20 protein-coding genes are annotated in these 23,243 nt (G+C 69.1%); 10 read left to right on the top strand and 10 right to left on the bottom strand.

The annotated features are described in order from the left end of the window. Position 1: 1 nt before the first annotated feature. From H521_RS0110650 to H521_RS0110635, 4 genes are all read right to left on the bottom strand, one after another. On the bottom strand, positions 2 to 928 hold the full coding sequence (locus H521_RS0110650; RefSeq protein ID WP_022893011.1) for a carbohydrate ABC transporter permease: 927 nt from the start codon (positions 926 to 928) through the stop codon (positions 2 to 4). After that, positions 925 to 1,926 carry a carbohydrate ABC transporter permease gene (locus H521_RS22840; protein ID WP_022893010.1) on the bottom strand — a complete coding sequence of 334 codons (1,002 nt, stop codon included), beginning with the start codon at positions 1,924 to 1,926 and terminating at the stop codon, positions 925 to 927. The genes H521_RS0110650 and H521_RS22840 overlap by 4 nt, the downstream gene beginning before the upstream one ends. Positions 1,927 to 1,991: 65 nt before the next feature. Next, entirely contained in the window at positions 1,992 to 3,278 is a 1,287-nt protein-coding gene (locus H521_RS0110640; protein ID WP_026482163.1) for an ABC transporter substrate-binding protein, read from the bottom strand. A 153-nt stretch (positions 3,279 to 3,431) separates the two neighbouring features. After that, entirely contained in the window at positions 3,432 to 4,472 is a 1,041-nt protein-coding gene (locus H521_RS0110635; protein ID WP_022893007.1) for a LacI family DNA-binding transcriptional regulator, read from the bottom strand. A 183-nt stretch (positions 4,473 to 4,655) separates the two neighbouring features. Between H521_RS0110635 and xylA the strand changes: the two genes are divergently transcribed. The 3 genes from xylA (at position 4,656) to H521_RS22835 (ending at position 7,892) form a co-directional block, all read left to right on the top strand. Then, a complete protein-coding gene (xylA, locus tag H521_RS0110630) occupies positions 4,656 to 5,849 on the top strand; it encodes a xylose isomerase (protein WP_022893006.1) in 1,194 nt (397 codons plus the stop codon). Positions 5,850 to 5,958: 109 nt separating this feature from the next. Beyond that, positions 5,959 to 7,362, top strand: a complete 1,404-nt coding sequence (gene xylB / locus H521_RS0110625) for a xylulokinase (RefSeq protein WP_022893005.1) — start codon at positions 5,959 to 5,961, stop codon at positions 7,360 to 7,362. A 218-nt stretch (positions 7,363 to 7,580) separates the two neighbouring features. After that, positions 7,581 to 7,892, top strand: a complete 312-nt coding sequence (locus H521_RS22835) for a hypothetical protein (RefSeq protein WP_156891377.1) — start codon at positions 7,581 to 7,583, stop codon at positions 7,890 to 7,892. 48 nt (positions 7,893 to 7,940) lie between these two features. On the opposite strand, the gene H521_RS25820 is transcribed toward H521_RS22835, so the two are convergent. After that, positions 7,941 to 8,078 (bottom strand): hypothetical protein, encoded by a 138-nt coding sequence (locus H521_RS25820; protein ID WP_156891376.1) that lies wholly within the window; start codon positions 8,076 to 8,078, stop codon positions 7,941 to 7,943. Further along, positions 8,075 to 8,785, bottom strand: a complete 711-nt coding sequence (locus H521_RS22830; protein ID WP_022893003.1) for a ThuA domain-containing protein — start codon at positions 8,783 to 8,785, stop codon at positions 8,075 to 8,077. The genes H521_RS25820 and H521_RS22830 overlap by 4 nt, the downstream gene beginning before the upstream one ends. Before the next feature lie 109 nt (positions 8,786 to 8,894). On the opposite strand from H521_RS22830, the gene H521_RS0110610 reads away from it, so the two are divergent. The 5 genes from H521_RS0110610 to H521_RS0110590 all read left to right on the top strand — a co-directional run bounded on the left by H521_RS0110610 (position 8,895) and on the right by H521_RS0110590 (position 13,490). After that, the gene (locus H521_RS0110610) at positions 8,895 to 9,893 is read left to right on the top strand and encodes an NADP-dependent oxidoreductase (protein WP_022893002.1); all 999 of its coding nucleotides are present in this window, start codon (positions 8,895 to 8,897) and stop codon (positions 9,891 to 9,893) included. A gap of 54 nt (positions 9,894 to 9,947) precedes the next feature. Next, a complete protein-coding gene (locus H521_RS0110605; RefSeq protein WP_022893001.1) occupies positions 9,948 to 10,814 on the top strand; it encodes an alpha/beta fold hydrolase in 867 nt (288 codons plus the stop codon). A gap of 34 nt (positions 10,815 to 10,848) precedes the next feature. Then, entirely contained in the window at positions 10,849 to 11,643 is a 795-nt protein-coding gene (locus tag H521_RS0110600) for a hypothetical protein (protein ID WP_022893000.1), read from the top strand. Between the two features lie 127 nt (positions 11,644 to 11,770). Next, positions 11,771 to 12,373: a TetR/AcrR family transcriptional regulator gene (locus tag H521_RS0110595; protein WP_022892999.1), complete on the top strand. Its 603-nt coding sequence runs from the start codon at positions 11,771 to 11,773 to the stop codon at positions 12,371 to 12,373. Positions 12,374 to 12,440: 67 nt separating this feature from the next. Then, positions 12,441 to 13,490, top strand: coding sequence for a LacI family DNA-binding transcriptional regulator (locus tag H521_RS0110590; protein WP_022892998.1), 1,050 nt, complete (start codon positions 12,441 to 12,443; stop codon positions 13,488 to 13,490). Positions 13,491 to 13,542: 52 nt separating this feature from the next. Here H521_RS0110590 and H521_RS0110585 read toward each other — a convergent pair whose 3' ends face one another. Further along, positions 13,543 to 14,184, bottom strand: a complete 642-nt coding sequence (locus H521_RS0110585) for a hypothetical protein (protein WP_022892997.1) — start codon at positions 14,182 to 14,184, stop codon at positions 13,543 to 13,545. A gap of 151 nt (positions 14,185 to 14,335) precedes the next feature. Between H521_RS0110585 and H521_RS0110580 the strand changes: the two genes are divergently transcribed. Further along, positions 14,336 to 15,667, top strand: a complete 1,332-nt coding sequence (locus tag H521_RS0110580; RefSeq protein ID WP_022892996.1) for a GNAT family N-acetyltransferase — start codon at positions 14,336 to 14,338, stop codon at positions 15,665 to 15,667. 80 nt (positions 15,668 to 15,747) lie between these two features. Here the strand turns inward: H521_RS0110580 and H521_RS0110575 are convergent, their stop codons facing one another. Next, the gene (locus H521_RS0110575) at positions 15,748 to 16,878 is read right to left on the bottom strand and encodes an AI-2E family transporter (RefSeq protein ID WP_084512272.1); all 1,131 of its coding nucleotides are present in this window, start codon (positions 16,876 to 16,878) and stop codon (positions 15,748 to 15,750) included. A gap of 234 nt (positions 16,879 to 17,112) precedes the next feature. On the opposite strand from H521_RS0110575, the gene H521_RS0110570 reads away from it, so the two are divergent. Further along, on the top strand, positions 17,113 to 18,495 hold the full coding sequence (locus H521_RS0110570; RefSeq protein WP_084512269.1) for an MDR family MFS transporter: 1,383 nt from the start codon (positions 17,113 to 17,115) through the stop codon (positions 18,493 to 18,495). A gap of 15 nt (positions 18,496 to 18,510) precedes the next feature. On the opposite strand, the gene H521_RS22825 is transcribed toward H521_RS0110570, so the two are convergent. Both H521_RS22825 and H521_RS25055 read right to left on the bottom strand, forming a co-directional pair. Further along, positions 18,511 to 19,686, bottom strand: a complete 1,176-nt coding sequence (locus H521_RS22825; RefSeq protein ID WP_022892993.1) for a HupE/UreJ family protein — start codon at positions 19,684 to 19,686, stop codon at positions 18,511 to 18,513. Beyond that, positions 19,683 to 23,207, bottom strand: a complete 3,525-nt coding sequence (locus tag H521_RS25055; RefSeq protein WP_169513983.1) for a metallophosphoesterase — start codon at positions 23,205 to 23,207, stop codon at positions 19,683 to 19,685. Before H521_RS25055 ends, H521_RS22825 begins: the two co-directional genes overlap by 4 nt. Positions 23,208 to 23,243: the final 36 nt, after the last annotated feature.

Below are 23,243 nucleotides of genomic sequence, written 5' to 3'. Positions count from 1 at the left end.
GTTACTTGACTGCTCCTGCGGTGATGCCCCTCGTGAGGGTGCGTTGGAAGATGAGGAAGAAGACGAGGGTCGGGATCAGGCCGAGCAGCGCCGACGCGCTCGTCGTCGTGACATCCATGAGCCGATCTCCCTGCAGCACCGTGATCGCCACCGGCACCGTCTGCGTCGCATTCGACACGAGGAACGTCAACGGGATCAGGAACTCGTTCCAGGTCCAGATGAAGAAGAAGATCAGGAGCACCGACAGCGTCGGCCGGGAGATCGGGTAGACGACCCGCCAGAGGATCTGCCAACGGCTCGCGCCGTCGAGCGATGCGGCCTCGAGCAGCTCCTTCGGGAAGGTGCCGTAGACGGAGGCGAGCAGGTAGGTGCCGAACGCCGACTGGATGACCGTGAAGATGATGATGACCGCCCATTGGCTGTCGTAGAGCCCCACTTCCTTGAACATGAAGTAGAGCGGGTAGAGCAGCACCTCCTGCGGAAGCATGTTCGCGAGCAGGATGAGCACGACGATCCAGAGCCGGCCCTTGACCCGGCCGATGCCGAGCGCGAAGGCGTTCAGCATCGACAGCAGCACCGCGAGCACGGCCACCACCCCCGAGATGAAGACGCTGTTCAGCAGCTTCTCGGGAAAGTCGACGCGCTCCCAGAACGCGACGATGCCGTCGAAGTACAGCTCGGTCGGCAGCGTCAGCGGCCCCGACGTGTTGTAGTCGGTCGGCGACTTGAAGGAGTTCACGAGGATCAGGAGGAACGGCACGGCGATGAAGAAGCCGATCACGATCGCGACGACGAGCACGAGCCAGTCGCCGGCGCCGCGATGCGATGGGCCGCCCGAGCGACGTTTGGGCGCGCGCCGGTTCGGCGCGACGATGGCCGAGGTGCGGGGCTCCGAGTTGAGGTCGGCGCCGTCGAGCAGGGCGCTCATCGGCTCTCCTCCAGTCTCTCTGCGCGGTTCTGCGCGAGGATGAACACCACGCTGACCGCGGCGATGACGATGGTGAGGGCGGTGGCGATCGTCGCGCCGTAGCCCACCTGCTGCGACTGGAAGAACTCGCTGTAGGCGTAGTAGGCGGGCACCATGGTGGCCGTGCCCGGCCCGCCGCCGGTGAGTGCGTACACGGGACCGAACACCTTCAGCGCGGCGATCGTGCAGGTCAGGGTCACGACGAAGATCTCGGGCCGGATGATGCTGACGGTGATGGCGCGGAAGCGCTGGTACCAATTGGCCCCGTCGAGCTCGGCAGCCTCGTAGAGCTCGGGATCGACGCGCTGCAGCGCCGCCATGAAGATCACGATCGGGTAGCCGAGCTGCACCCAGACCATGATCACCATGATGCTGGGCAGCGCGGTGTCGGCACTGCCGAGCCAGTTGTGGGCGAGCGAGCCGAGGCCGATCGCCTCGAGCACTTGGTTGAGGGCGCCGTTCTGCGGCCGCAGGATCCAGCCGATCACGATCGCCGCGATGACGGCCGGCAGGATCTGCGGCAGGTAGTAGGTGGCGCGCAGGAAGCTCGCGAGGCGGCCTCCGAACTTCTTGCCGATGAGGTCGAACAGCATCGCCGCGAGCACGAGACCGAGCAGCGTCGGCACGAGCACCATGGCGACGATCATCGCGATCGAGTTGCCGAACGAGGTCCAGAAGACGGCGTCGCCCGCGAGTTCGATCCAGTTCTCGAGGCCGATCCACTCGGGCGGGCGGATGCCCCGGTAGTCGGTGAAGGTGAGGTAGATGTTCCACCCGAGCGGCACGACGATGATGACGGCGAGCAGCGCCAGTCCCGGCACGAGGTAGAGCCAATAGGCGTTGCGCGGTGAGCCGGGGATCAGGCTCGAAGTGGCCGCCGTGCGACGCGTGCGACGGCGCGCGGCCGGATCGGCATCGGGTGGCGCGGTGAGCGCACGGGTGGTGAGCGCAGCTGGCATGCTCGGGGTTCCTTCCAATGGGTCGGATGCCGCGGGGCGCGTCTCGCCCCGCGGCATCCGCTCGGCTAACCGACGATGTCGTCGACGCCGGACTGATACTGCTCGCCGAGCTGCTGCTGCACCTCGGCCGGGGTCTTCGTGCCGTTCACGAGTTCTTGCAGGCCGGCGTTCAGCTCGTCGTAGAACGTCGAGGTGGGCCAGTCGGGGTAGAACGCGAGCCCGTCGCGCTCGGTGAGCGTGTTGAAGTTGCCGATCAGCTCAGCGCTCTTCGCGTCGGTGATGTCGGCCTCGTCTGCCGCGACCGGCACGCCGCCGTTGTTGCCGATGATCGCCTGGATCTCGGGGCGCATCGTGATGTCGATGAACTCGTAGGCGAGTTCCTTGTTCGCCGCCCGCTCTGGCACGACCCACATGTTGCCGCCCGATCCTGGCGACATCTCGGCCTCGGGGAAGAGGAACGTGCCCCACTCGAATCCGGTGATCTCGGTCGTGAACCGGTTGTGCCACCAGCTGCCCGAGAAGAAGATCGGCGCCTCGCCGTTGATGAACGCGACGCCGGCGTCTTCGGCCTTAAAGCCGCTGGAATCGGTGCTGATGAAGCCGCGGTCCGTCCAGTCCTTCACGGTCTCGGTGGCGTAGGTGATCTCGTCACCCGACCAGTCGACCGGCCCGTCGTAGAGCTGGTAGTCATCGACGAATGCGCGGTCGGCCTTGGTGAGCGCGAGCTGGTACCAGAGCTGGCCGAGCGGGTACTCGGCGGCGGACTCGCTGAGCGGAGTGACCCCCTGGTCGGCAAATGCCTGCAGCACGGTCTCGAACTCGGCGAGGGTGGTCGGCACCTCGAGGCCGGCGGCCGCGAATGCGTCGACGTTGTAGTAGACCTCGACGAACTCGCCGTAGTTCGGTACGCCGTACCAGCTGCCCGAGCCCATGATGCCGTTCTCGTCGTACCGCGCGGTCGTCTGCAGCGACGGAGCGAGCTGGTCGGCCCAGCCGTACTCGTCGACGGCGTCGTCGAGGCTGCTCAGCAGGCCCTGGCTCGAGAGCAGGCCGGCGGTCGCATTGCCCTTGTTGTACTCGAGCAGGTCGGGCGCCTCATCGGAGTTCAGCACCTGGCTCGCGGTCGAGCGGATCTGCTCGAAGCTCTTCTCCTCGAACTCGACGGTCGCCCCGGTCTCCTCCTCGAAGACCTTGATGGCCTCTTCCCATGCGAGGCCCATCGCGCTCGACTCGCTCTCGAAGTGCCACAGGCGCAGAACGTCGTCGTCGCCCTGGTCTGCTGAGCAGCCGCTCAGGGCGAGTGCGGTGATGGCGAGCGCCGCTGCGGCGCTCATCTTCCTGGTGTGCTTCATTGCTACCTCCTCGGTGTGGGTGTTGCAGGTGCGGTTTCGATCGGTGCTGATCGAAGCGCTTCGATGCTGGTGAAACGTATGGGTCGTGGGGCGGGCACGGTTCGGGGTCTGTCGGAGCGGGTGGCTTGGCGGGTCGCGAACGCGCGCGGGCGGTCAGCCGGCCGTCGTCGCGTGGCCCGGCGGCGCGGCGACCGAGCCTCGATCGCGATACTCGGGAGCGATCAGGTGCACGCCGGGCTCGGGTGGAGCCTCGGAGAGCAGCCGCATGGCCAGATCGATGGCCAGGTCGCACGACGCCTGCGGCACGAGCGGCACGGCGTCGATCGGCGGATGGAACGCGCTCGTGTCGAACGTGGCGCCGACCGAGACCAGCGAGATGTCGGCAGGCACACGCAGTCCTCGACGCGCGAGTTCCTCGGTGACCGCCGCGTGCGCCGTGTCGTCGCAGTGCAGCACGAGCGCGGTGACCCCCTGCTCGAGCAGTGACGCGACCGTCGCATGCACGCTCTCGGCGGCGCGACGAGACGAGCCCCCGATCGCGGGCGAACCGATCGCGACCCGCACATCACGATCGGCGGCACGCGCCTCGAAGCCCGCGCGCACCCGCGGTGGGAAGTTCGAGCGCAGGTAGGCCTCGGCCGGATGGCCGACGAAACCGATCGCACGGTGACCGGCGTCGACGAGGTGATCGACGGCGATCGAGGCTGCTTGCTCGAAATCGAGGTCGACGCAGACGAGACCATCGTGATCGGTCGGCACACCGACGAAGACGGCGGGGATCTTGAGCAGTCGAGCGACGGCGACCCGCTCATCGTCAGGCGCGACGTCGAGCACGATGACCCCGTCGGCCAGCCCGCTCGTCGCGACCCGACGCATTCCGGCCGAGGCCTCCTCATCGGTCAGCAGCAGGATGTCGTAGTCGTGGCGGCGTGCGGCGATCGAGGTCGCGAGCACGAAGGCCATGTGCGCCGGCGCATAGGTGTCAGCCCGGAACGGCTCGGTCAGGGCGAAGATGTTCGTGCGCCGGCCGGCGAGCATGCGGGCTCCGGCGTTGGGCCGGTAGTCGAGCTCGCGAACGGCGTCGTCGATGCGCCGCCGCGTCTCGGCGGAGATCGTGCGCTTGCCGCTCAGGGCGTACGACACGGTGCTGATCGACACACCGGCGGCCTCGGCCACCTCGTGGATCTTCGCCATCACGACTCCATCGTCTAAACGTTTCGACTGCTTCGAAGGGCACTGTACGCAGACTTGCCGGATGGCCGCAAGTTCGTTTGTGGAATTGGCAAACAAATAGGTTGGACCGCTTGAATCCGCAGCGGAGAGCGATTATGTTGAGTTCAACAACAAATCAACGACGATGCTGCAAAGGCGTGCGACATGGCTCAGACCCCCACCCGCGACGACAAGTTCTCCTTCGGACTCTGGACCGTCGGCTACAACGGCACCGACCCGTTCGGCGGCCCCACGCGGCATCCGCTCGATGTCGTGCACGTCGTCGAGAAGCTCGACGAGCTCGGCGCCTACGGCCTCACCTTCCACGACGACGACCTGTTCGCCTTCGGGTCGACGGATGCCGCGCGCCAGACGCAGATCGACCGGCTCAAGGGTGCGCTCGAGGCCACCGGCATCATCGTGCCGATGGTCACGACGAACCTCTTCAGCGCGCCCGTCTTCAAAGACGGCGGCTTCACCTCGAACGACCGCCAGGTGCGCCGCTTCGCGCTGCGCAAGGTGCTGCGCAACATCGACCTCGCCGCCGAGCTCGGCGCGAAGACCTTCGTCATGTGGGGCGGCCGCGAGGGCGCAGAATACGACGCGGCCAAAGACATCCGCAGCGCCCTCGAGCGCTACCGCGAGGCCGTGAACCTGCTCGGCGACTACGTCACCGACAAGGGCTACGACCTGCGCTTCGCGATCGAGCCGAAGCCGAACGAGCCCCGCGGCGACATCCTGCTGCCGACGCTCGGCCACGCACTCGCCTTCATCGAGACCCTCGAGCGTCCCGAGCTCGTGGGCATCAACCCCGAGGTCGGGCACGAGCAGATGGCGGGCCTCAACTTCGCGGCCGGCATCGCGCAAGCGCTCGACCAGGGCAAGCTCTTCCACATCGACCTCAACGGCCAGCGCGGCATCAAGTACGACCAAGACCTGGTGTTCGGCCACGGCGACCTCTACAACGCCTTCGCCCTCGTCGACCTGCTCGAGAACGGCGGCCCCGCGGGCGGCCCCAGCTACGACGGCCCGCGCCACTTCGACTACAAGCCGTCGCGCACCGAAGACGAGATGGGCGTCTGGGCATCTGCCGAGGCGAACATGGCCAACTACCTCCTGCTCAAGCAGCGCGCGGCGGCGTTCCGCGCCGATCCCGAGGTGCAGCAGGCGCTCGAGGCATCGCTCGTGCCCGAGCTCGGCCGGCCGACGCTCGGCGAGGGCGAGAGCTACGACGACCTCATCGCCGACCGTTCGGCGTTCGAGGAGTTCGACGCCGATGCCTACGTCGGCGGCCACGGCTTCGGATTCGTGCGCCTGCAGCAGCTCGTGACCGAGCACCTGCTCGGCGCGAGGCGCTAGCCTCGCGCAAAGGCGGCAGCCGTAGCCCCGAGAGGCGCGCAGCGCCGAAGGGCGTGCCGCGGCAGCTTTGAGAACGTGACACGCAGGACCACGAAGGAGTAACGCTCACATGTCTGAGCTCGTTGCGGGCGTCGATTCGTCGACGCAGGCCTGCAAGGTCGTGATTCGGGATGCCTCGACGGGCGCGCTCGTGCGTTCGGGCCGTGCCCCCCACCCCGACGGCACCGAGGTCGACCCCGCTGCCTGGTGGGGCGCGCTGCTCTCGGCGTTCGCCGATGCCGGCGGGCTCGACGACGTCGCGGCCATCTCGATCGCGGGCCAGCAGCACGGCATGGTCGTGCTCGACGACGAGGGCCGCGTCATCCGCGATGCCCTGCTCTGGAACGACACGCGGTCGGCGCAGGCCGCTCGCGATCTCGTCGACGAGGTGGGCGCCGCCGACTACGCGCGGCGCACGGGCGTCGTGCCGGTCGCGTCGTTCACGGCGACGAAGCTGCGCTGGCTCCGCGATGCCGAGCCGGATGCCGCGGCGCGCGTCGCCGCGGTGGCCCTCCCCCACGACTGGCTCACGTGGCGGTTGCGCGGCTACGGGCCGAGCGGCGAGTCACCCCTCGGCCCGGTGCTCGATGAGCTCACGACCGATCGCTCCGACGCGAGCGGCACCGCCTACTGGGGCGCCGGCGGGTACGACCGCGAGCTGCTCGCGCGTGCCCTCGGACACGACGCGCTGCTCCCCCGCGTGCTCGAGCCTCATGAGGCCGCGGGCCGCACGCCCGACGGCATCCTCGTGGGCGCCGGCGCGGGCGACAACGCCGCCGCGGCGCTGGGGCTCGACGCCGCACCCGGCGACGTCGTCGTCTCGATCGGCACCAGCGGCACGGTCTTCGCGGTCACGGATGCCGCCATCGCCGACCCCTCGGGCACGGTCGCGGGCTTCGCGGATGCGACGGGCCGGGGGCTGCCACTCATCGCCACGCTCAATGCCGCGCGGGTGCTCGACGCCACCGCGGGCCTGCTCGGCGTCGACCACGCCGAGCTCGGGCGCCTCGCCCTCGAGGCCGAGCCCGGGGCATCCGGTGTCGTGCTCGTGCCCTACTTCGAGGGCGAGCGCACGCCGAACCTGCCCGATGCGACCGCCTCGTTCTCGGGGCTCACGCTCGCCAACACGAAGCGCACCTCGATCGCCCGCGCTGCGATCGAGGGCCTCCTGTGCGGGCTCGCCGACGGCCTCGACGCCGTGCGTGCGCAGGGCGTGGCCGCGTCACGAGTGCTGCTCATCGGCGGCGCAGCGCAGAACCCCGCCGTGCGTCGCATCGCCGGGCAGGTGTTCGACCTTCCGGTCGTCGTGCCGGTGCCCGGCGAGTACGTCGCCGACGGCGCAGCCCGGCAGGCGAGCTGGGCGCTCATGGGCACTCGCCCGACGTGGCCGCTCGCGATCGACGAACAGCTGCCGGTCGACACGCGCCCGCTCATCCGCGAGCAATACGCGCGCGCCGCCCGCGTCGGTGCCTGACGCGGGCGTGCTCGGGCTCAGGGTCGGCGTTGGAGTCGGGTTGGGACCACTCGTATCGCGCCGGACCCACGTTATCGGCGGTCCCGTGCGACACGAGTGGTCCCGAATCTGAGCGTGGAGTGCACGACGGGCCGCTCACCAGACGGCGCAGGCGCATAGCATGGTGAATGAGACGTCGCCCTGATGACGGCGCCCCGACCACGAGTGAGGGAGCGATGATGTCCGAATCGAACCGACCCGCCGAGCCGCAGCCCGACGAGCCGAACCTGCCCGCCGACGCGGTCGATGCCACCGACGAGGTCGAGGGCAGCTACACCGAGGTCGACGGCGAGGCGCCACGCGAACGCACCGTGGCCGGCGACTACACCCGCACCGACGGCGTTGCCGACGACGAGTCGATCGTGGGCGAGTACACCTCGACCGACGAGCATCCCGAGACGCACGATGCAGCCGCACCCGAGGGCGACTATGTGAGCGACGAACCCCCGAAGCCGCACCCGCATCCGCACCCGGGGCTGCACCACATCTGAGGCGATCACTCGGCCCGAGAACGGGAGAGCCGGCCGGGGTGAACGCCGTCAGCTGGAGCTGACGGTGGCCCCGAGGCGCGACCACTCTTCGGCGAGCCGCGCACCGGCTCGCCGAAGGGTGGCCGCGGCATCCGCTGCACTCACCGTGCCCTCGAAGCAATCAGGGGCGAAGGCGACGCGGCTCACCGCTGGTTCGCCGTGGGGGCCGGCACGCGGCCGAGCCACGCGAGTGAGCGCTCGAGCAATTCGCAGTGACCCGCCGAATCGTACGATCGCGCGTCGTGGCCGAGTGCGTCGTAGACGAGACGCGAGCGGCCGAACTCTCGTGCCCACACGAGCGGATGACGCGTGCCGTCGTGCTCGTGCTCGGCGATCGGCTCGATCACCGCGTCGAGCCGGAAGTCGGTGTAGCGCTCGTCGAACACCGTGAAGTCGCCGAGCCCCTCGGCGATCGCGTGATTGCCGACGACGTGCACGTGCGCGTCGCCGATCGGCGGATGCCATGAGCGTTCGCGCTCCCAGCGCGCGCCGAGCGCCCGCTCGTAGGCGGGGTAGTCGCGCAGACTGGCGGCGGCGGCGTGCACGGCGAGGATGCCGATGCCGCGCTCGATCGCCGCCTCGAGTGCCGCGTTCGCACGTGCGATGAGTGCGACATCGGCAGTTTCCTCGCCGGGGCCCGCCTCCTCGGCGGCCGGGCCGGCGGGATCGCCCGCGTTCACGATGAGGAGCTGCACGTCATCGGGCAGGTCGGCCAGCGCGGTGTCGATATCAGTGGCGGCGGTGACGGCGAATCCCGCGGCTTCGGCGAGTTCGGTCAGCCGCGGGCTCGTCTCGGTATACGGATGCCACGGGTCGGAGTAGCGGCCGGAACCGGTCAGCATGACGGCGTGCATGGCGCCTCCTCGTGTCTCAGGTATCTTACCGTGTTGACATTATTACTGAGTTGACTCATAATTGAGTCGACTCGAATAGTTGAATGTCATTGAGAAGGAGCACCATCGCATGAGAGCGTTCGTCGTCACCAAGTACAAGGGGCCGGTGCACGAGGCCGACGTCCCCGAGCCGGTCGTCGGCGAGCACGACGTGCTGGTGCGGGTCGACGCTGCAGGGCTGAACCCGCTCGACGAGGGCATCCGCGCCGGCGGGTTCAAGCAGATCCTGCGGTACCGGCTGCCGCTGATCCTCGGCAACGATCTCGCCGGCACCGTCATCCGCGTCGGCGCGAAGGTGCGAGGGTTCAAGCCCGGCGACGAGGTCTACGCCCGGCCCGACAAGGACCGCATCGGCACGTTCGCCGAGCGCATCGCCGTCGCCGAGGCCGACCTCGCGCTCAAGCCGGTTTCGATCAGCATGGAGGAGGCGGGCTCGCTCCCCCTGGTGGCGCTGACCGCGTGGCAGGCGCTCGTGGAGCGCGGCAACCTGCAGCCCGGACAGAAGGTGCTCATCCATGCCGGTGCCGGCGGGGTCGGGTCGATCGCGATCCAGCTCGCCAAGCACCTCGGTGCGACCGTCGCCACCACTGCCAGTGCTGCCAACGCGGACTTCGTGCGCGAACTCGGAGCCGACACCGTCATCGACTATCGCACCCAGGACTTCGAACAGCTCCTCGACGGCTACGACCTGGTGCTCGACAGCATCGGCGGCGCGAACCTCGAGAAGTCGCTCCGCGTGCTCAAGCCCGGCGGCAGGGCGATCGGGATCGCCGGCCCGCCCGATCCGGACTTCGCCCGGGAGATCGGCCTCAACCCCCTGCTGCGCCTGGCGATCACCGGAATCAGCCGCAAGATCCGCACGCAGGCGAAGAAGCTCGGCGTGAACTACGAGTTCCTGTTCATGCGCGCCAGTGGTGACCAGCTTCGTCAGATCACCGCACTCGTCGACCAGGGCGTGTTGCGCCCGGTCGTGGGCAGGGTCTTCGACTTCGCCCAGACCCCGCAGGCCATGCAGTCCATCACCGAGGGCGGCATTCGCGGAAAAGGCGTCGTCACCGTCTCCGGCTGACGTCTTCGCCCTTCCACCTCACCTCACACCCCGATTCAGAAGGAAGAACCCATCATGAGCAACACCGACACCACTCACGAACCCGTCATCACGTCCTACGCGAAAGCACCGACCCGCACCATCACGGCCGGCGGCGTCACCTACGCCTACCGCGAACTCGGCCCGAAGGGCGGCATCCCCGTCGTCTTCTTCGTCCACCTCGCCGCGACCCTCGACAACTGGGACCCCCGCATCATCGATCCGATCGCCGAGCACCGCCACGTCATCACCTTCGACAACCGCGGCGTCGGCGCTACCACCGGCGAGGTGCCCGGCTCGATCGAGGCGATGGCCGACGACGCGTACGCCTTCATCCGCGCCCTCGGGCTCGACACGATCGATGTCTTCTCGTTCTCGCTCGGCGGGTTCATCGCCAACGATCTCGTGGTCAAGCACCCCGACCTCGTTCGCAGGCTCGTCCTGACCGGCACCGGACCGCGCGGCGGCAAGGACATCGACAAGGTCGCGGGCACGACGTACCTCGACATCCTCCGCGCGACGCTGACCCGATCCGATCCGAAGGAGTTCCTCTTCTTCAACCGCAACGCGACCGGCAAGCCCGCCGCGAAGGCCTTCGTGCAGCGTCTCCAGGAGCGTACCGTCGACCGCGACGCCCCGATCACGACGAAGGCGTTCCAGACCCAGCTGAAGGCGATCAAGAAGTTCGGCCGCTCCGCGCCCGCCGACCTCTCCAAACTCACCCAGCCCACCCTGATCGCCAACGGCGACAACGACCGCATGGTGCCCTCAGCGCTCTCCGAAGACCTGCATCGCCGCATCACCGGCTCCGAGCTGGTCATCTACCCCGACTCCGGCCACGGCGGTATCTTCCAGTTCCACGACCGGTTCGCCCCGGTCGCCGTCGAGTTCCTGACCCGCTGACCGGCATCCGAAGCCACCCGCAAGGAATGAGCACATGACCCCCACGATTCCGTTCACGAAGAAGCCGTTCGCATCATCGATCCTGCTGTGGGTCCGCACCGACCAGCCCCGCCAGACCGGCATGGACTACTGGAAGGGCCCGCACTCCAAGATCATCACGGCGACCCCGGGGTTCGACGAGTACCGGCAGATCCATCTCGCCGAAACCAACCCCGGGCTGTGGCCCGCCACCCCAGGTGTGGAGACGGCCATCCCCGCAGACCGGAAGATCGACGGCATCGCCGAGGTCACCTTCACCTCCTTGCTCGCGCCGCTCCTCGGCCGCAAGCAGACCAAGCTGGCGTACAAGGACGAGATCAACGTGTTCCGGCGCACCCTGCTCTACGCCGGGCCGCCGAACTCGACCCGTTGGTACCAGGTCGCGCCACGCGGTGCGAAGACCGGGGCTCGCGCCCTGGTCTACCTCAGAAGACGAGACGGCGTCGGCGCGCGAGCGTTCCGCAAGCACCTCACCGAACAGCTCGTGCCCGACCTCGCGAACATCGCCCGGCTGACCGAGATCCGGACCCAGGTCTTCATGCCATGGAACCCGAAGCTCTGGGACACCCCGAACGTCGCCCACGACAACCCGGTCGACCAGCGGTTCCACGCCTCGCTGATGCTCGGCTTCGAAGACGCGGCAGCCTGTGCGGCGTTCTTCGAGAGCAGTGCGACAGCGCGATCGTCGGACTCGCTCGCGTCCGTCGCCTCAGCGGTGCACGCGTACGACGTTTCGGCCGCGTTCACGTACGTCGCGGACGGCGTGATCCTTCGGCACTACCGGGAGTAGTCAGAGTCCACGCGGCCGACCGGCGGTGCGTTACGCGTGGAAGAATGAACCGAAGCACATCCGAGTCCGCACAGTTCTGACTGCAATCAGAGATTGTCGTCGACATGTATTCCGAAATGGAGACGCCATGGCCATCGCCCCGCAACCGGTCGGGCGGCGCGAGCGGAACAAGCTCGACAAGCTGGAGCGCATCACCGCGGCGGCCGGCGAGCTCTTCGCGAAGCACGGCGTCGACGAGGTCACGACCCAGCAGATCGCCGACAAGGCCGACATCGGCACCGGCACGCTGTTCCTCTACGCCAAGACCAAGGGCGAGCTGCTCCTGCTCGTGCAGAATTCGAGCTATGTCGACGCCCTTGCAGCAGGGCGAGCTGCTGCTGCAGAGATCTCCGGCGTGCTCGACGCGGTCATGGCGATCGTGAGCCCCGTCGTGGAGTGCAACCGCACCCAGATCGACAACGGGCGCACCTACCTGCGCGAGATCGTCTTCGGCGATCCCGAAGAGCCGTACCACCGCGACGCGCTCGCCCTCACCGCGCAGACTGAAGAGGCCATTGCGACGGTCGTGCAACGCGACCCGAACGTCAGCGCCGGCGACGCGGCGGTACTTGCGCGCATCGTCTCCGCGGTCATGTTCGTCAGCATGGCCGCCACCATCAACATCGCCCGCTCCGTCGACGAGATCCTCGACGACATCCGCAGCCAAGTGCGCGTTCTCCTCCCCAGCTGACGGTCTCGTAGCGCGGCACCCGCGGTAGAGTCGAGCCGCCCGAGGGCGACTTGATGCAGGAGGAACCATGGTCGACGGCGGCATGACGAGCAGGCGCACACCGGCGACGCTGCACGATGTCGCACGCGAGGCAGGCGTCTCGCTCGCGACCGCCTCGCGCTCGCTCAACGGCAGCAACCGCAAGGTCAACGATGAGTTCCGCCAGCGCGTGCTCGCCGCCGCGGCGAAGCTCGACTACTCGCCGAACCTCTCGGCCCAGGCGGTCGCTCGCGGCACCTCGATGACCGTCGCACTGCTCGTTGCCGACATCACCGACCCGTACTTCTCGCAGATCGCCGCGGGTGTCGTTCGCGAGGCTGATCACGAGGGCCTCATCGTCACGGTGGCGGCGACCGAGCGCGATCCCGAGCGCGAGCTCGCGCTCGTGCGCAGTCTGCGGGGCCAGCGCCCGCGAGTGATGATCCTCGCCGCCTCCCGTCGCGACGACGAGCCGACCTCGGCGGCACTCGCCGACGAGTTGCGCGCCTTCGAGGCGAACGGCGGGCGGGTGACGTTCATCAGCAGCAACGAGTTGCCATTCCGCACGGTGAGCCTCGACAACGCTGCCGGCGGTGAAGCGCTCGCGCGAGCCCTCGTCGAAGCCGGCTACCGCGACTTCGCCGCGATCGCCGGCCCCGAAGGCCTGCGCACGGCCGACGATCGCTTCCGCGGATTCACCGCGGGCCTCGCGGCAACCGGCATCTCGATCGACGCGGCCCGCATCGTGCGCCCCGACTTCACGCGCGACGGCGGCTACGACGGCATGGGCGCTCTCATCGAGCGAGGCCTCGGCGGCACCGAACTCGTGTTCGCCGTCAACGACGTCATGGCGGTGGGTGCGATGTCGGCGATCCGCGATGCCGGCCTCGTGCCGGGGCGCGATGTCGCGGTCGCGGGCTTCGACGACATTCCGACGGTGCGCGACGTGACCCCGCCGCTCAGCACCGTGCGCATTCCGCTCGACGAGGTCGGTCGCCGCGCCCTGCGCCTCGCGCTCGACGACACGCGCGAGATCGACGAGCAGCCGGTGCCCACCGAGGTCGTGCTGCGCGAGTCCACGCCGCCACGGGCGGGCTGACCGGGCGACCGCGGTGAGCCCGGACCTCGCGGCATCCGTGACCGCGTAGCGTTCACGCAACCGGCGCGAGCGCCGAGAGCACGATCACGCGGCCGTCGCCGAATCGGTCGTCCATCCGGCGTTGCGCGGCCCCGTCGTCGAAGATCACCAGGACGACCACGTAGCCGTTCTCGGTCCATGACGCGAGGTACGGCACGCGTCCATCGGCCGGCAGCGGAGACGGCACCTCGGCACGGAGCTCGGCCTGCACCGCGTCGAGCTCCGTCTCCGTCGAGTCGCCCGCATTCGCCGGGTCGAACCGCGGATCGAGCATCGCGTGCACTTCACCCGGCTCGTGCGGCACCGGCGGTTCGGTGAGGGTGAACCGCTCGCCGTCCCACGTGCCACGCACGGAATATCCGCCCCAGGTGACCCCGGAGGCCGTCTCCTCGCCCTCGGCGCGCGACCACTCCCAGCCGACGATCTCTGGGCCCGAGCATTGCGGCGGATACGACTCGGCCACTCCCCCGAGGCAGAGTTCGGGAGCCGACCCGTCGGCCTCGCGAACGGTGCCGTCACCCGTGACCTCGCCGGTGGGCGAGGAGCTCGCCGTCACCTCGATCGGTTCGCCGATGAGATTCCGGGCGCAGCCCGAGACGAGCAGCACGACGACGACCATGCCGAGGCCGGCGGCGATCAACGGGAGTCGACGCATGCCACCAGTGTGCGCGTGAATTCGCCGCGACACGAGACAACGATTCGTGTGCGTTCTTCGTCTGGAACGGCCGCGGTGTCGGCTTCGACCTCGCAGTCGGTGCCGGCGGCTCGCAGCCCCGCGTCGACGACCCGCCGACTACGATGGCTTGATGTCGTTCGACCTGCAGGGATTCCCCGCCGACTCCGAGGCACTGGCCACGCTCTCCGCGAGAGGGCTCGCGTATCGCCTGGTCGACACGCGCGACGCCGCGGCAACGGATGCCTGGGTGCAGGCCGATTTCCGCGGCTTCCACCACGCGCGGCCTCGCCCGATCGACCTCGAGTTCGACCGCGGCATGCTCGCCGACCGCCGTGTGCACGGCGTGTACGACCCCACGATCGCCGACCCGGCCGTGCCGGTGGCGACCGTCTCGAGCTGGCCCACTGGCCTCAGCGTTCCCGGCGGCCGCAGCGTCGACGCATGGGCCGTGAGTTCCGTCACCGTCTCGCCGACGCACCGGCGCCGCGGCATCGCCCGCGCGCTGATGCTCGCCGAACTGCAGAACGCACGTGCGGCCGGCGCTGCGCTCGCCATGCTCACCGCGACCGAGGCCACGATCTACGGACGGTACGGCTACGCCCCCGCCGCGCGCTCGGCGACCGTGTACGTCGACCGGCGGCGCGCGCACTGGGTCGGTCCGGATGCCCCGGGCCGCGTGCAGTTCGTCGACGCCGCGTCGGTTCGCGAGATCGCGCCGGCACTGGCTCGCCGCGCCGTCGCGCGCACCCCGGGCGAGATCGACCGCTGGCCGGGCCTGCTCGATCGCGTGCTCGGCCTGCACGACCCCGAGGGTGAGCGGTCGCGGTCGCGCAGGGTCGTGCGTTACGACGACGAGCGCGGCCACCCGCAGGGGTTCGCGGTCTTCCACGTGACCCGCGAGCCCAACGAGCCTGGCGTCGCCGAGTTCGACTTCTTCGCCGCGGCGACCGACGATGCCGAGCGGGCGCTCTGGCGATTCCTCGTCGAGCAGGACTACGTGTCGGGCACGCGCGGGCTGCTGCGATCGGTCGACGAGCCGTTGCCGTGGCTGCTCGAAGACCCGCGGGCGATCACGCTCACCGACGTCGTCGATCACCTCTGGTTGCGCGTGATCGACCCGGTCGCGGCCCTCGCCGCACGCCGGTACAGCACGGCCGGTCGCCTCGTGATCGACGTGACCGACCCGGTCGGCATCGCCGCCGGTCGGTTCGAACTCGTCGTCGACGACGCGGGCCGAGCCGAGGTCACGGCCATCGATTCAGCGGAAGCCGCGGCATCCGTGAAGGGCGCACGCGGCATCCGGCTCGGGGTCGGCGAGCTCGGCGCGATCTACCTCGGCGGGGTGCACCCTTCGGTGCTCGCCCGGGCTGGACGCATCAGCGAGACGTCACCGCGCTCGATCGAACTCGCCGATCGCATGTTCGCCTCGCAGCGCACCCCCCACCTCAGCATCTGGTTCTGAGTACCTGATGCGCGGCCGAGTACCCGCAAGATGACTTGCGATCGGAACTCTCGCGCACAACGGGTACTCCCGCGGTCAGGTCAGACGGTGTCCTGACGCGGGAAGACGACCTTCTCGACGATGATGATGAGCGACGCAGCGACGGGAATCGCAACGAGCGCGCCGAGCACCCCGCCGAGCGTGCCGCCCGCCACCGCGGCGATCACGACGAGCGCCCCGGGCACCGCGACCGCACGACTCATGATGCGCGGGCTCAACACGTAGGCCTCGACCTGCATGTAGATCAGATAGTAGATCGCCGCGGCGAGCGCGGTCTCGGGTGACGCGGCGAACGAGACCAACGAGATGATGACCGCGCCGGTGAGGGTACCGACGAGCGGAACGAGCGAGAAGAGGAACGCGATGAAGGCGAGCAGGATCGGAGCGGGCGCGCCGATGATCGAGAGGTAGATGAGGCTCAGCACGCCGTTGATCGCGCCGAGACCGAACTGGCCGATGACGTAGCGACCGACCGAGCCCGTGATCTCTTCGGAGACGTCGCGGTACGCGCCGCGCGAACTCGCCGGCACGAAGCGCGATGCGTAGCGCTTCATCGAGTCGAGCGAGGCGAGGAAGTAGAGGGTGAGGATGAGCACGATGGTGGCGCCCGTGAAGCCGCCCGCGATGCCGACGCCGACCGCGAGGATGCCGCCGCCGAGCGAACCGAGGTTCTCGGGGTCGGCGAGCCAGTCGCCCGCCGAGGTGATGGCGTCTTCGATCGCGTGTCCGCTGCCGGTGAGGTTGTTGAGCCACGCCACGAAATCGCTGTTCGTGAAGTTCGTGACGATGTCGTCCCAGTTCTCGACGACGATCGTTGTCTGTTCGACCACGATCGGCACGATGGTCGCGATGAGGCCGGCGAAGATGCCGATCACCCCGGCGAAGACGATGAGGATCGCGACCCACCTCGGCATGCCGCGTCGCTGCAGCCAACTGACGATGGGGTCGAGGCCGAGCGCGAGGAAGAGTGCGAGGGCCACGTAGAGGATGACCGTACCGAGCTCGCCGAGAATGCCGCCAAGCATCACCGCCAGCAGCACCCCGAGCGCGCCGACGAATCCGATGCGGAAGGCGCGGATCTTGACCTCGGGTGTCCGCCCGTGGCCGTCGCTCGTGATCTCCGCGCTGGCAGGGGGTGGCGCGGGCGCCACTCGTTTCGTTCGGATCCGCATGAATCCGACGGTAGCGGGCGGCGCCGTCCGGAGCACGTGCTTGACCCGGCGAGTTCGTTCCGGTATCCGCGGGGCAGAACGGCTGCACGATGTCGGCGACATCCGGAATGAATCGGGCTCGCCGGCGTTGCCATTCATGGGAGCACTTCTGCGCGCCCGGAACCGAGGAGGAACGTGGCCGAGACGACCGCAGTGGGATTCCGCTCCGAGCGCGGGCCGGTGCTCATCGCCGTGATGCTCGCGACCGGGCTGATCGCGATCGACTCGACCATCCTCGCCACGGCGGTGCCGTCGATCGTCGCCGACGTCGGCGGGTTCACCCAGTTCCCGTGGTTGTTCTCGATCTACCTGCTCGCGCAGGCCGTCTCCGTACCCCTGTACTCCAAGCTCGCCGACACCGTCGGCCGCAAGCCGATCATGCTCATCGGCATCGGCCTCTTCCTCGTCGGCTCGGTGCTCTGCGGCTTCGCATGGGACATGACCTCGCTCATCGTGTTCCGCGCGGTGCAGGGCCTCGGCGCCGGCGCCGTGCTGCCCGTCTCGATCACCATCACTGGCGACATCTACTCGGTACGCGAGCGCGCCCGCGTGCAGGGCTACATCGCGAGCGTCTGGGCGGTCTCGTCGGTCGTCGGGCCAACGCTCGGCGGCCTGTTCGCCGAGTTCGCCTCGTGGCGGTGGATCTTCTTCGTCAACATCCCGCTCTGCCTCATCGCGGCGTGGATGCTCGTGCGCGCCTATCACGAGTCGGTCACCCGCGAGAAGCACCGCATCGACGTGGCCGGGGCCAGCACGCTCACGATCGCGCTGACCCTGCTGATCCTCGCGGTGCTCGAGGGCGGCCAGGCGTGGGCATGGCTGTCGTGGCAGTCGCTCGGTGCATTCACGGTCGGCGCACTGCTGCTCGTCGCCTTCGTCTTCATCGAGCGGCGGGCCGCCGAACCGGTGCTGCCGCTCTGGGTCTTCTCACGCCGGCTCATCGTGACGACCTCGCTCATCTCGCTCGGCGTGGGCGCGGTGCTCATCGGGCTGACGTCGTACGTACCCACCTTCCTCGAGGCCACTGCCGGCGCCACGCCGCTCATCTCGGGCCTCGCGGTCGCCGCGCTGACGCTCGGCTGGCCCATCTCGGCGAGTCAGGCGGGCCGGTTGTTCCTGCGCATCGGCTTCCGCAGCACCGCGCTCATCGGCCTCGCGATCACCGTTGCCGGCTCAGCGGCGCTCGTCGCGGCATCATTCGTGCCGAATGTGTGGACCACCGCGATCGCATGCTTCATCGTGGGCCTCGGCCTCGGGCTCGTCGCCTCGCCCACCTTGATCGCCGCGCAGTCGTCGGTGCCGTGGACGGAACGCGGCGTGGTCACCGGTGCGAACATGTTCCTGCGCTCGATCGGCAGCGCGGTGGGCGTCGCGATCTTCGGTGCGGTGGCGAACGGCGTGATCGCGAGATCAGGGCTCGGCGAGCACTCGCCGGTGGCGATCCACGGCGCATCGACCGCGGTGTTCGTGGCGGTGCTCGCGGCGGCCGTCGTCACGATCGCCGGCGGACTCGCCATGCCGAGCGCCTCGGTCGACGAGGTCGAGCACCGTCCGGTTGAGGAGACGGCCGGCGCCTGAGCGCATTCGGCCCGGTCACCCGGCCGCGACGGCCGTGACGGTTCCGACCGCGGCGACGACGCGTTCGACGACCCAGAACAGCCCCACCGCGGCAACGAGCGCGCCGATCGCCTTCGTCGTGAGATCAGCGGCAGGCGTGCGCCGGAGCAGCAGGAGCAGCGGGAACGCGATGGCGATGATCGCGAGTTGCACGACCTCGATGCCGAGGTTGAAGACGAGCAGCGAGCCGAGCAGCTCCCACGACCAGGCGGCGACGATGCCGAGCGCACTCGCGAAGCCGAGCCCGTGCAGGAGCCCGAACGCGAAGACGACGGGCATCAGGTACCGCGCCGGCACGTCTCGACGGAAGAAGACGGCGCCTGCGGCCGCCACGATCGACAGGGCGATGACCGGTTCCACGATCTCGGCCGGCACGCTCACGATCCCCATGCCCGCGAGGAGGAAGGTCACGCTGTGCGCGACGGTGAAGGTCGTCGCGGTCACGATGATGCCGCGCAGGCTCCTGGCTCCGAGGAGGAGAGCGACGAGGAAGAGGATGTGGTCGAGTCCGAGCAGCAGGTGCTCGGCGCCGAGCAGGAAGAACTCGCCGAGGTGCCCGGCCATCGACCCCAGCTCGGTGGTCGGCGTCGCCGCGGTGAGCAGCGCACTGCCCGCGACGCCGTCGATGTTCCATGAGACGAGCGTCTCGGTGTCGTGCACGAACCCCTCGATATCGGGGAACAGCGCACTCGACGCCGAGAGCGTCGCGTCGGCGGCACCGGAGCAATCGGCCGCGTACGTGAGCACGGCGAAGGCGCGCGCATCGCGGTCACGGATGTCACCGGTGTCGACCCGCTCGAGGCGGCAGCGATCTCCGTGCGCGTCGAGTGCGAACCGTTCCGTGACGTACTCGTCGACGGCGTCGGCGTTCTCGGCCAGTTGCTCGAGCTGCACGTCGCGGTCGGTCGCCTCGTAGGCCTCGGCGTAGAGCCACGCCGACTTCATCAGCAGGTCGTACTCGAGTTCGAGCTCGACGACGACCGCTCCGCTCGATCGTTCGATGTCGGCGGCTGCCGAGGTGGTGGCATCGTGCGCCGAAGCGGGTGCCGCGGGAAGCGCGAGTGCGACGACTGCGGCGCCGATGAACGCGGCGCCGATCGCCGCCGCGGTCCGTGCGAACGGACCGCGGCGGCGAGGTGGATGGTCGGTCATCCCGCGACGGGCTCACTCGGCTGGAAGAACGGGAAGAGCGGCGACTGCTGGTCCCACACTCCGGGCTTGCCCGTCGTGTCCTTCGTGACGAACACCGCCGGTTCGGAGGTGGTCTCACCGCCGCCCGCCGACCGTGCCGTGACGATCCAGGCGTAGGCGTTGCCGGCTTTCAGCTTCGACCAGTCGACGGTGGCGACCTCACCGGAGGCGACGGTCGACTCGCCGATCACGGCCGTCGGCGAGTAGATCGCGACCGAGTCGGTCTGCAGGGTCGTCGTGCGGCTCGTGAGGTCGATCGGCAGCACCATGTTGTCTTCGGTGCCGTCGTAGCGGTGCCGGTCGTCGTACTCGGTGGCGCCGAACTCGTCGAGCAGCGGCGAGTAGGTGTCGACGTTCATGATGCCGCGTTCGACGTCGATCTGCAGCAAGCGGAAGAAGCTCGCCCCGAAGCGCAGCTGATCAGTCGGCTGGTAGCCGCCGATTTCGGTGAGCCCGAGCCTGTCGGCGGAGACCGTGTAGAACTGGTAGTCCGCCAGCAGCTCGACGACACCGTTTCCGATCTCGCCGACATCGGGCTTCACGTTCGTGCCGACGCCGTGCTCGTGGCCCGCGAGGATCAAGAACACGTTGGGGTTCTCGGCGACGACCGTGTTGTAGAGCATCGAGCCGTCGGGCGCCGAGAACGCGGCGTTCCGGCCGTCGGGCTGGGTGCTCGGCGCGAGGTAGTCGTGCGAGAGCAGAATCCCGTTGCGGCCCGGGAACTGGGCGAACACGCTGCCGGCCCACTCCGCTTCCTCCCGGGTCACGCCGTACGACAGGCCCACCACGACGAAGTCGAGCCCACCGGCCGAGAACAGGTCGTAGTGGTTCTGGTTGTCGCCCTCGCGCCACGGGCCGCCGTACTCGGCGTGCGCCCACCCCTCGGATGCCGCCGCGTAACGGTCGGGTCCGTAGTAGCGGTTGAAGATCGCCTCGGCGCCGTTCTCGGTGCCCGATTGGTTGTCGTGGTTGCCCGCGATCACGCCGTTCGGCACGCCCGCCGCATCGAGCACGCCCTGCTGCCGCGATGAGACCTCGAACTCGCCGACCACCTGCTGCTCGAGCTCGGGGGTCGCGGGCTTCCGGATGTTGTTCTCGATCACGTCGCCGGTGTGGGCGACGTAGGAGATCTTGCGCGACTCGGCGTTCGCGGCGATCCAGTCGACGATGCCGGCGTAGGCCGATTCCCAGACCGCGCGCTCTGCCGACGTCTCCTGCTCGACGGCGCCCTCCGAGATGTACTGCGTGTCGGTGAAGTGCGCGATCGAGAAGTCGTAGCTCGCCGGGTCGGCGAAGCCATCGGGGTCGCCGGCTTCGAGGTCGTCGGCGAAGGGGTCTTCGCCCGTGACCATCACGTGCACCCGCTGGCCGTCGAGATAGCGATCGTCGACGTTCGCCGTGAGCACCGTGTCGCCGGCGGCGGCACCGCGCGCACTTGCGAGCACGTCCCAGGCGCCGGCCTCGAGGTTCCACGCACGCAGTGACGCGAGGCGGTCGGGGTCGATGACGCCGGCCCAGCGCAGCACCGGCGCTTGCACGTGCCCCTTCACCATCACGTCGAAGCGCTGGAAGGTGACATCGCGGGATGCCTCGGTGTCGAGCGTCCGGCCGTCACCGGGAGTCAGCGCTGAGGGGCCCGTGACCTTCTGCTCGCCCTCGACCTGCAGCGTCGTGGGCACGATCGGCGAGGTGCCCTGCCACACGTGGTTCGGGGTGAGGATCTCGGCCTGGGAGAAGGTCGCGGTGACCTCCCCGCCATCGGGTTCGGCGACCCGTGCCGAGAGGCTGACGGCGTCGCCGACGTCGGTGCTGCCCGAGGCGGGAGCGAGCTCCGCCGGGGCATCCGGAATGCCGGCGGAGACGAAGACGATCTCGTGCGCGACCGCGTTGCCGAGGCCGTCGACGGCGTTCACCACGAGGGTGTGCTCGCCGGCCGCGAGTCCCGGGCCGATGGGGGCGGCGAGCGCGATGGCGGCACCGTCGAGCGTGACGTCGGGCCCCGAGAGCACGCCCGACGGATCGTCGAGCCGCACGTCGAGGGCGACCGCGCTGGTGATGGTCTGGCCGGTGGCGGGCACGCTCGACAGCACGGCCGGGCCGGAATTGTCGGTCACGATGGAGCGGGTCGCCACTTCGCCGGTGGTGGATGCCGCGGCGATCGTGTGAGCGCCGTCGTCGATGGTCGTGGTGTCGAAGTCGGCGCGCAGGCCCTGCGCGGCGCCCTCGACGGTGAACTGCAGCGTGACCTCTCGGAGAGCGGTGGCGCTGCTGCCGCAATTGCCGTCGCCCATGCTGTACGTGGGCTTGAGTGCGACACCGGCAGCGGCGCCGCTGGCAGAAGCGAGCGCGATCGCCGACACGGCGAAGTCGTCGCGGTTGACGCCGCACGTGGCGTCAACGCCGCCCGTGACGAGCTGGATCGTGTTCGCGCCGGGCTTCAGCCACTCGTTCGGGAAGGCGATGTCGACGCGGCGGTTCAGGTAGTCGCCGCCGAGGTCCTGGCGCATGCCGTTCACGAGCAGGTGACTGCGGTACCTCGCCTCGATGGAGTTCGAGCCGACGTTGAAGCTGAATGCGGCGTCGCCCGCGCCGAGTGTGGGCACGGCCCCGATCGAGGCATCGTCGACCGTGAGCGAAGCGACGCCGCCCTCGGCGGTCGTGCGCTGCGTGGCGAAGATCTGCTGCACGCCGTGCGCGATCGTGCCGTCGGCGGGGGTCACGTAGGGCGCGCCCGTCGGTGCGTTGTTCACGTTGACCGTGCTCGCGGCGCTGACGCCCGATGCCGTGCTCGCGACGATCGTGTGCTCGCCGTTCGCGACGGTCGTCGTGTCGAGTTCCGCAGTGAGCCCGGTCGTGCCCTGCGGGTCGCCGAGCACGAAGAACGAGAGCTCGGCGCTGAGCCGAAGCGACGTGTTCGAGCCGCAGCTGCCGTCACCGAACGAGTAGCTGTACTCGTTCTCTTCGCCGTCGGCGACTTCGCCGAGCAACTCGAGGCCGATGTTCGAGAGCACGAAGTCGTCGTGGTTGAGCCCACACGAGGACTCGATGGCCCCTGTGACGAACTCGATCGTGTTCTCGCCCTGCACGAGGTAGCCGTTCGGCACCTCGAGGTCGATCCGCTCGTTCACCGAGTCGTCGAGCTCGAGGCGGTGCTCGCCGTTGACGAGCACGTGGTTGCCGTAGCGCGCCTCGATCGAATTCGTGCCGACGTCGAAGCGAAGGTACGAGACGCCGACCGTCTCGGTGGCATCGAGCTCGGCGCCGTCGAGCGTGAGGCTCGTGACGTCATCATCGACGGCGACGGGGGTCGCGGCGATCGTCTCGGTGCCCTCGAGAAAGGCGCCGGTGGCGGGCACGAGCAGCGGCGGCGGGGCCACCGGCTGGGAGGGCTGGGGCTTCGGCTTCGGCTTCGATGCTGCGACCGCCGTCGCGGGCGCGTCGGCGAGCGGCACGGCGAACGCCGCTTGCGCCGGAACGAGCATCGCCGCTCCGATCACCGCCGCGATCGCCGTAGCGAC

It is taken from the genome of Agromyces subbeticus DSM 16689 (genome assembly GCF_000421565.1).
In the GTDB taxonomy this organism is placed as follows: Bacteria; Actinomycetota; Actinomycetes; order Actinomycetales; family Microbacteriaceae; genus Agromyces; species Agromyces subbeticus.
The sequence above is the reverse complement of the archived record's forward strand: the minus strand, read 5'-3'. Positions and strand labels throughout refer to the sequence as shown.

Excerpts from the sequence above, each read along its gene's own strand:
- H521_RS0110650 (WP_022893011.1), bottom strand. The coding sequence starts at position 928 with ATGAGCGCCCTGCTCGACGGCGCCGACCTCAACTCGGAGCCCCGCACC.
- H521_RS22840 (WP_022893010.1), bottom strand. The coding sequence starts at position 1,926 with ATGCCAGCTGCGCTCACCACCCGTGCGCTCACCGCGCCACCCGATGCC.
- H521_RS0110640 (WP_026482163.1), bottom strand. The coding sequence starts at position 3,278 with ATGAAGCACACCAGGAAGATGAGCGCCGCAGCGGCGCTCGCCATCACC.
- H521_RS0110635 (WP_022893007.1), bottom strand. The coding sequence starts at position 4,472 with ATGGCGAAGATCCACGAGGTGGCCGAGGCCGCCGGTGTGTCGATCAGC.
- xylA (WP_022893006.1), top strand. The coding sequence starts at position 4,656 with ATGGCTCAGACCCCCACCCGCGACGACAAGTTCTCCTTCGGACTCTGG.
- xylB (WP_022893005.1), top strand. The coding sequence starts at position 5,959 with ATGTCTGAGCTCGTTGCGGGCGTCGATTCGTCGACGCAGGCCTGCAAG.
- H521_RS22835 (WP_156891377.1), top strand. The coding sequence starts at position 7,581 with ATGTCCGAATCGAACCGACCCGCCGAGCCGCAGCCCGACGAGCCGAAC.
- H521_RS22830 (WP_022893003.1), bottom strand. The coding sequence starts at position 8,785 with ATGCACGCCGTCATGCTGACCGGTTCCGGCCGCTACTCCGACCCGTGG.
- H521_RS0110610 (WP_022893002.1), top strand. The coding sequence starts at position 8,895 with ATGAGAGCGTTCGTCGTCACCAAGTACAAGGGGCCGGTGCACGAGGCC.
- H521_RS0110605 (WP_022893001.1), top strand. The coding sequence starts at position 9,948 with ATGAGCAACACCGACACCACTCACGAACCCGTCATCACGTCCTACGCG.
- H521_RS0110600 (WP_022893000.1), top strand. The coding sequence starts at position 10,849 with ATGACCCCCACGATTCCGTTCACGAAGAAGCCGTTCGCATCATCGATC.
- H521_RS0110595 (WP_022892999.1), top strand. The coding sequence starts at position 11,771 with ATGGCCATCGCCCCGCAACCGGTCGGGCGGCGCGAGCGGAACAAGCTC.
- H521_RS0110590 (WP_022892998.1), top strand. The coding sequence starts at position 12,441 with ATGGTCGACGGCGGCATGACGAGCAGGCGCACACCGGCGACGCTGCAC.
- H521_RS0110585 (WP_022892997.1), bottom strand. The coding sequence starts at position 14,184 with ATGCGTCGACTCCCGTTGATCGCCGCCGGCCTCGGCATGGTCGTCGTC.
- H521_RS0110580 (WP_022892996.1), top strand. The coding sequence starts at position 14,336 with ATGTCGTTCGACCTGCAGGGATTCCCCGCCGACTCCGAGGCACTGGCC.
- H521_RS0110575 (WP_084512272.1), bottom strand. The coding sequence starts at position 16,878 with ATGCGGATCCGAACGAAACGAGTGGCGCCCGCGCCACCCCCTGCCAGC.
- H521_RS0110570 (WP_084512269.1), top strand. The coding sequence starts at position 17,113 with ATGCTCGCGACCGGGCTGATCGCGATCGACTCGACCATCCTCGCCACG.
- H521_RS22825 (WP_022892993.1), bottom strand. The coding sequence starts at position 19,686 with ATGACCGACCATCCACCTCGCCGCCGCGGTCCGTTCGCACGGACCGCG.
- H521_RS25055 (WP_169513983.1), bottom strand. The coding sequence starts at position 23,207 with ATGCTCGTTCCGGCGCAAGCGGCGTTCGCCGTGCCGCTCGCCGACGCG.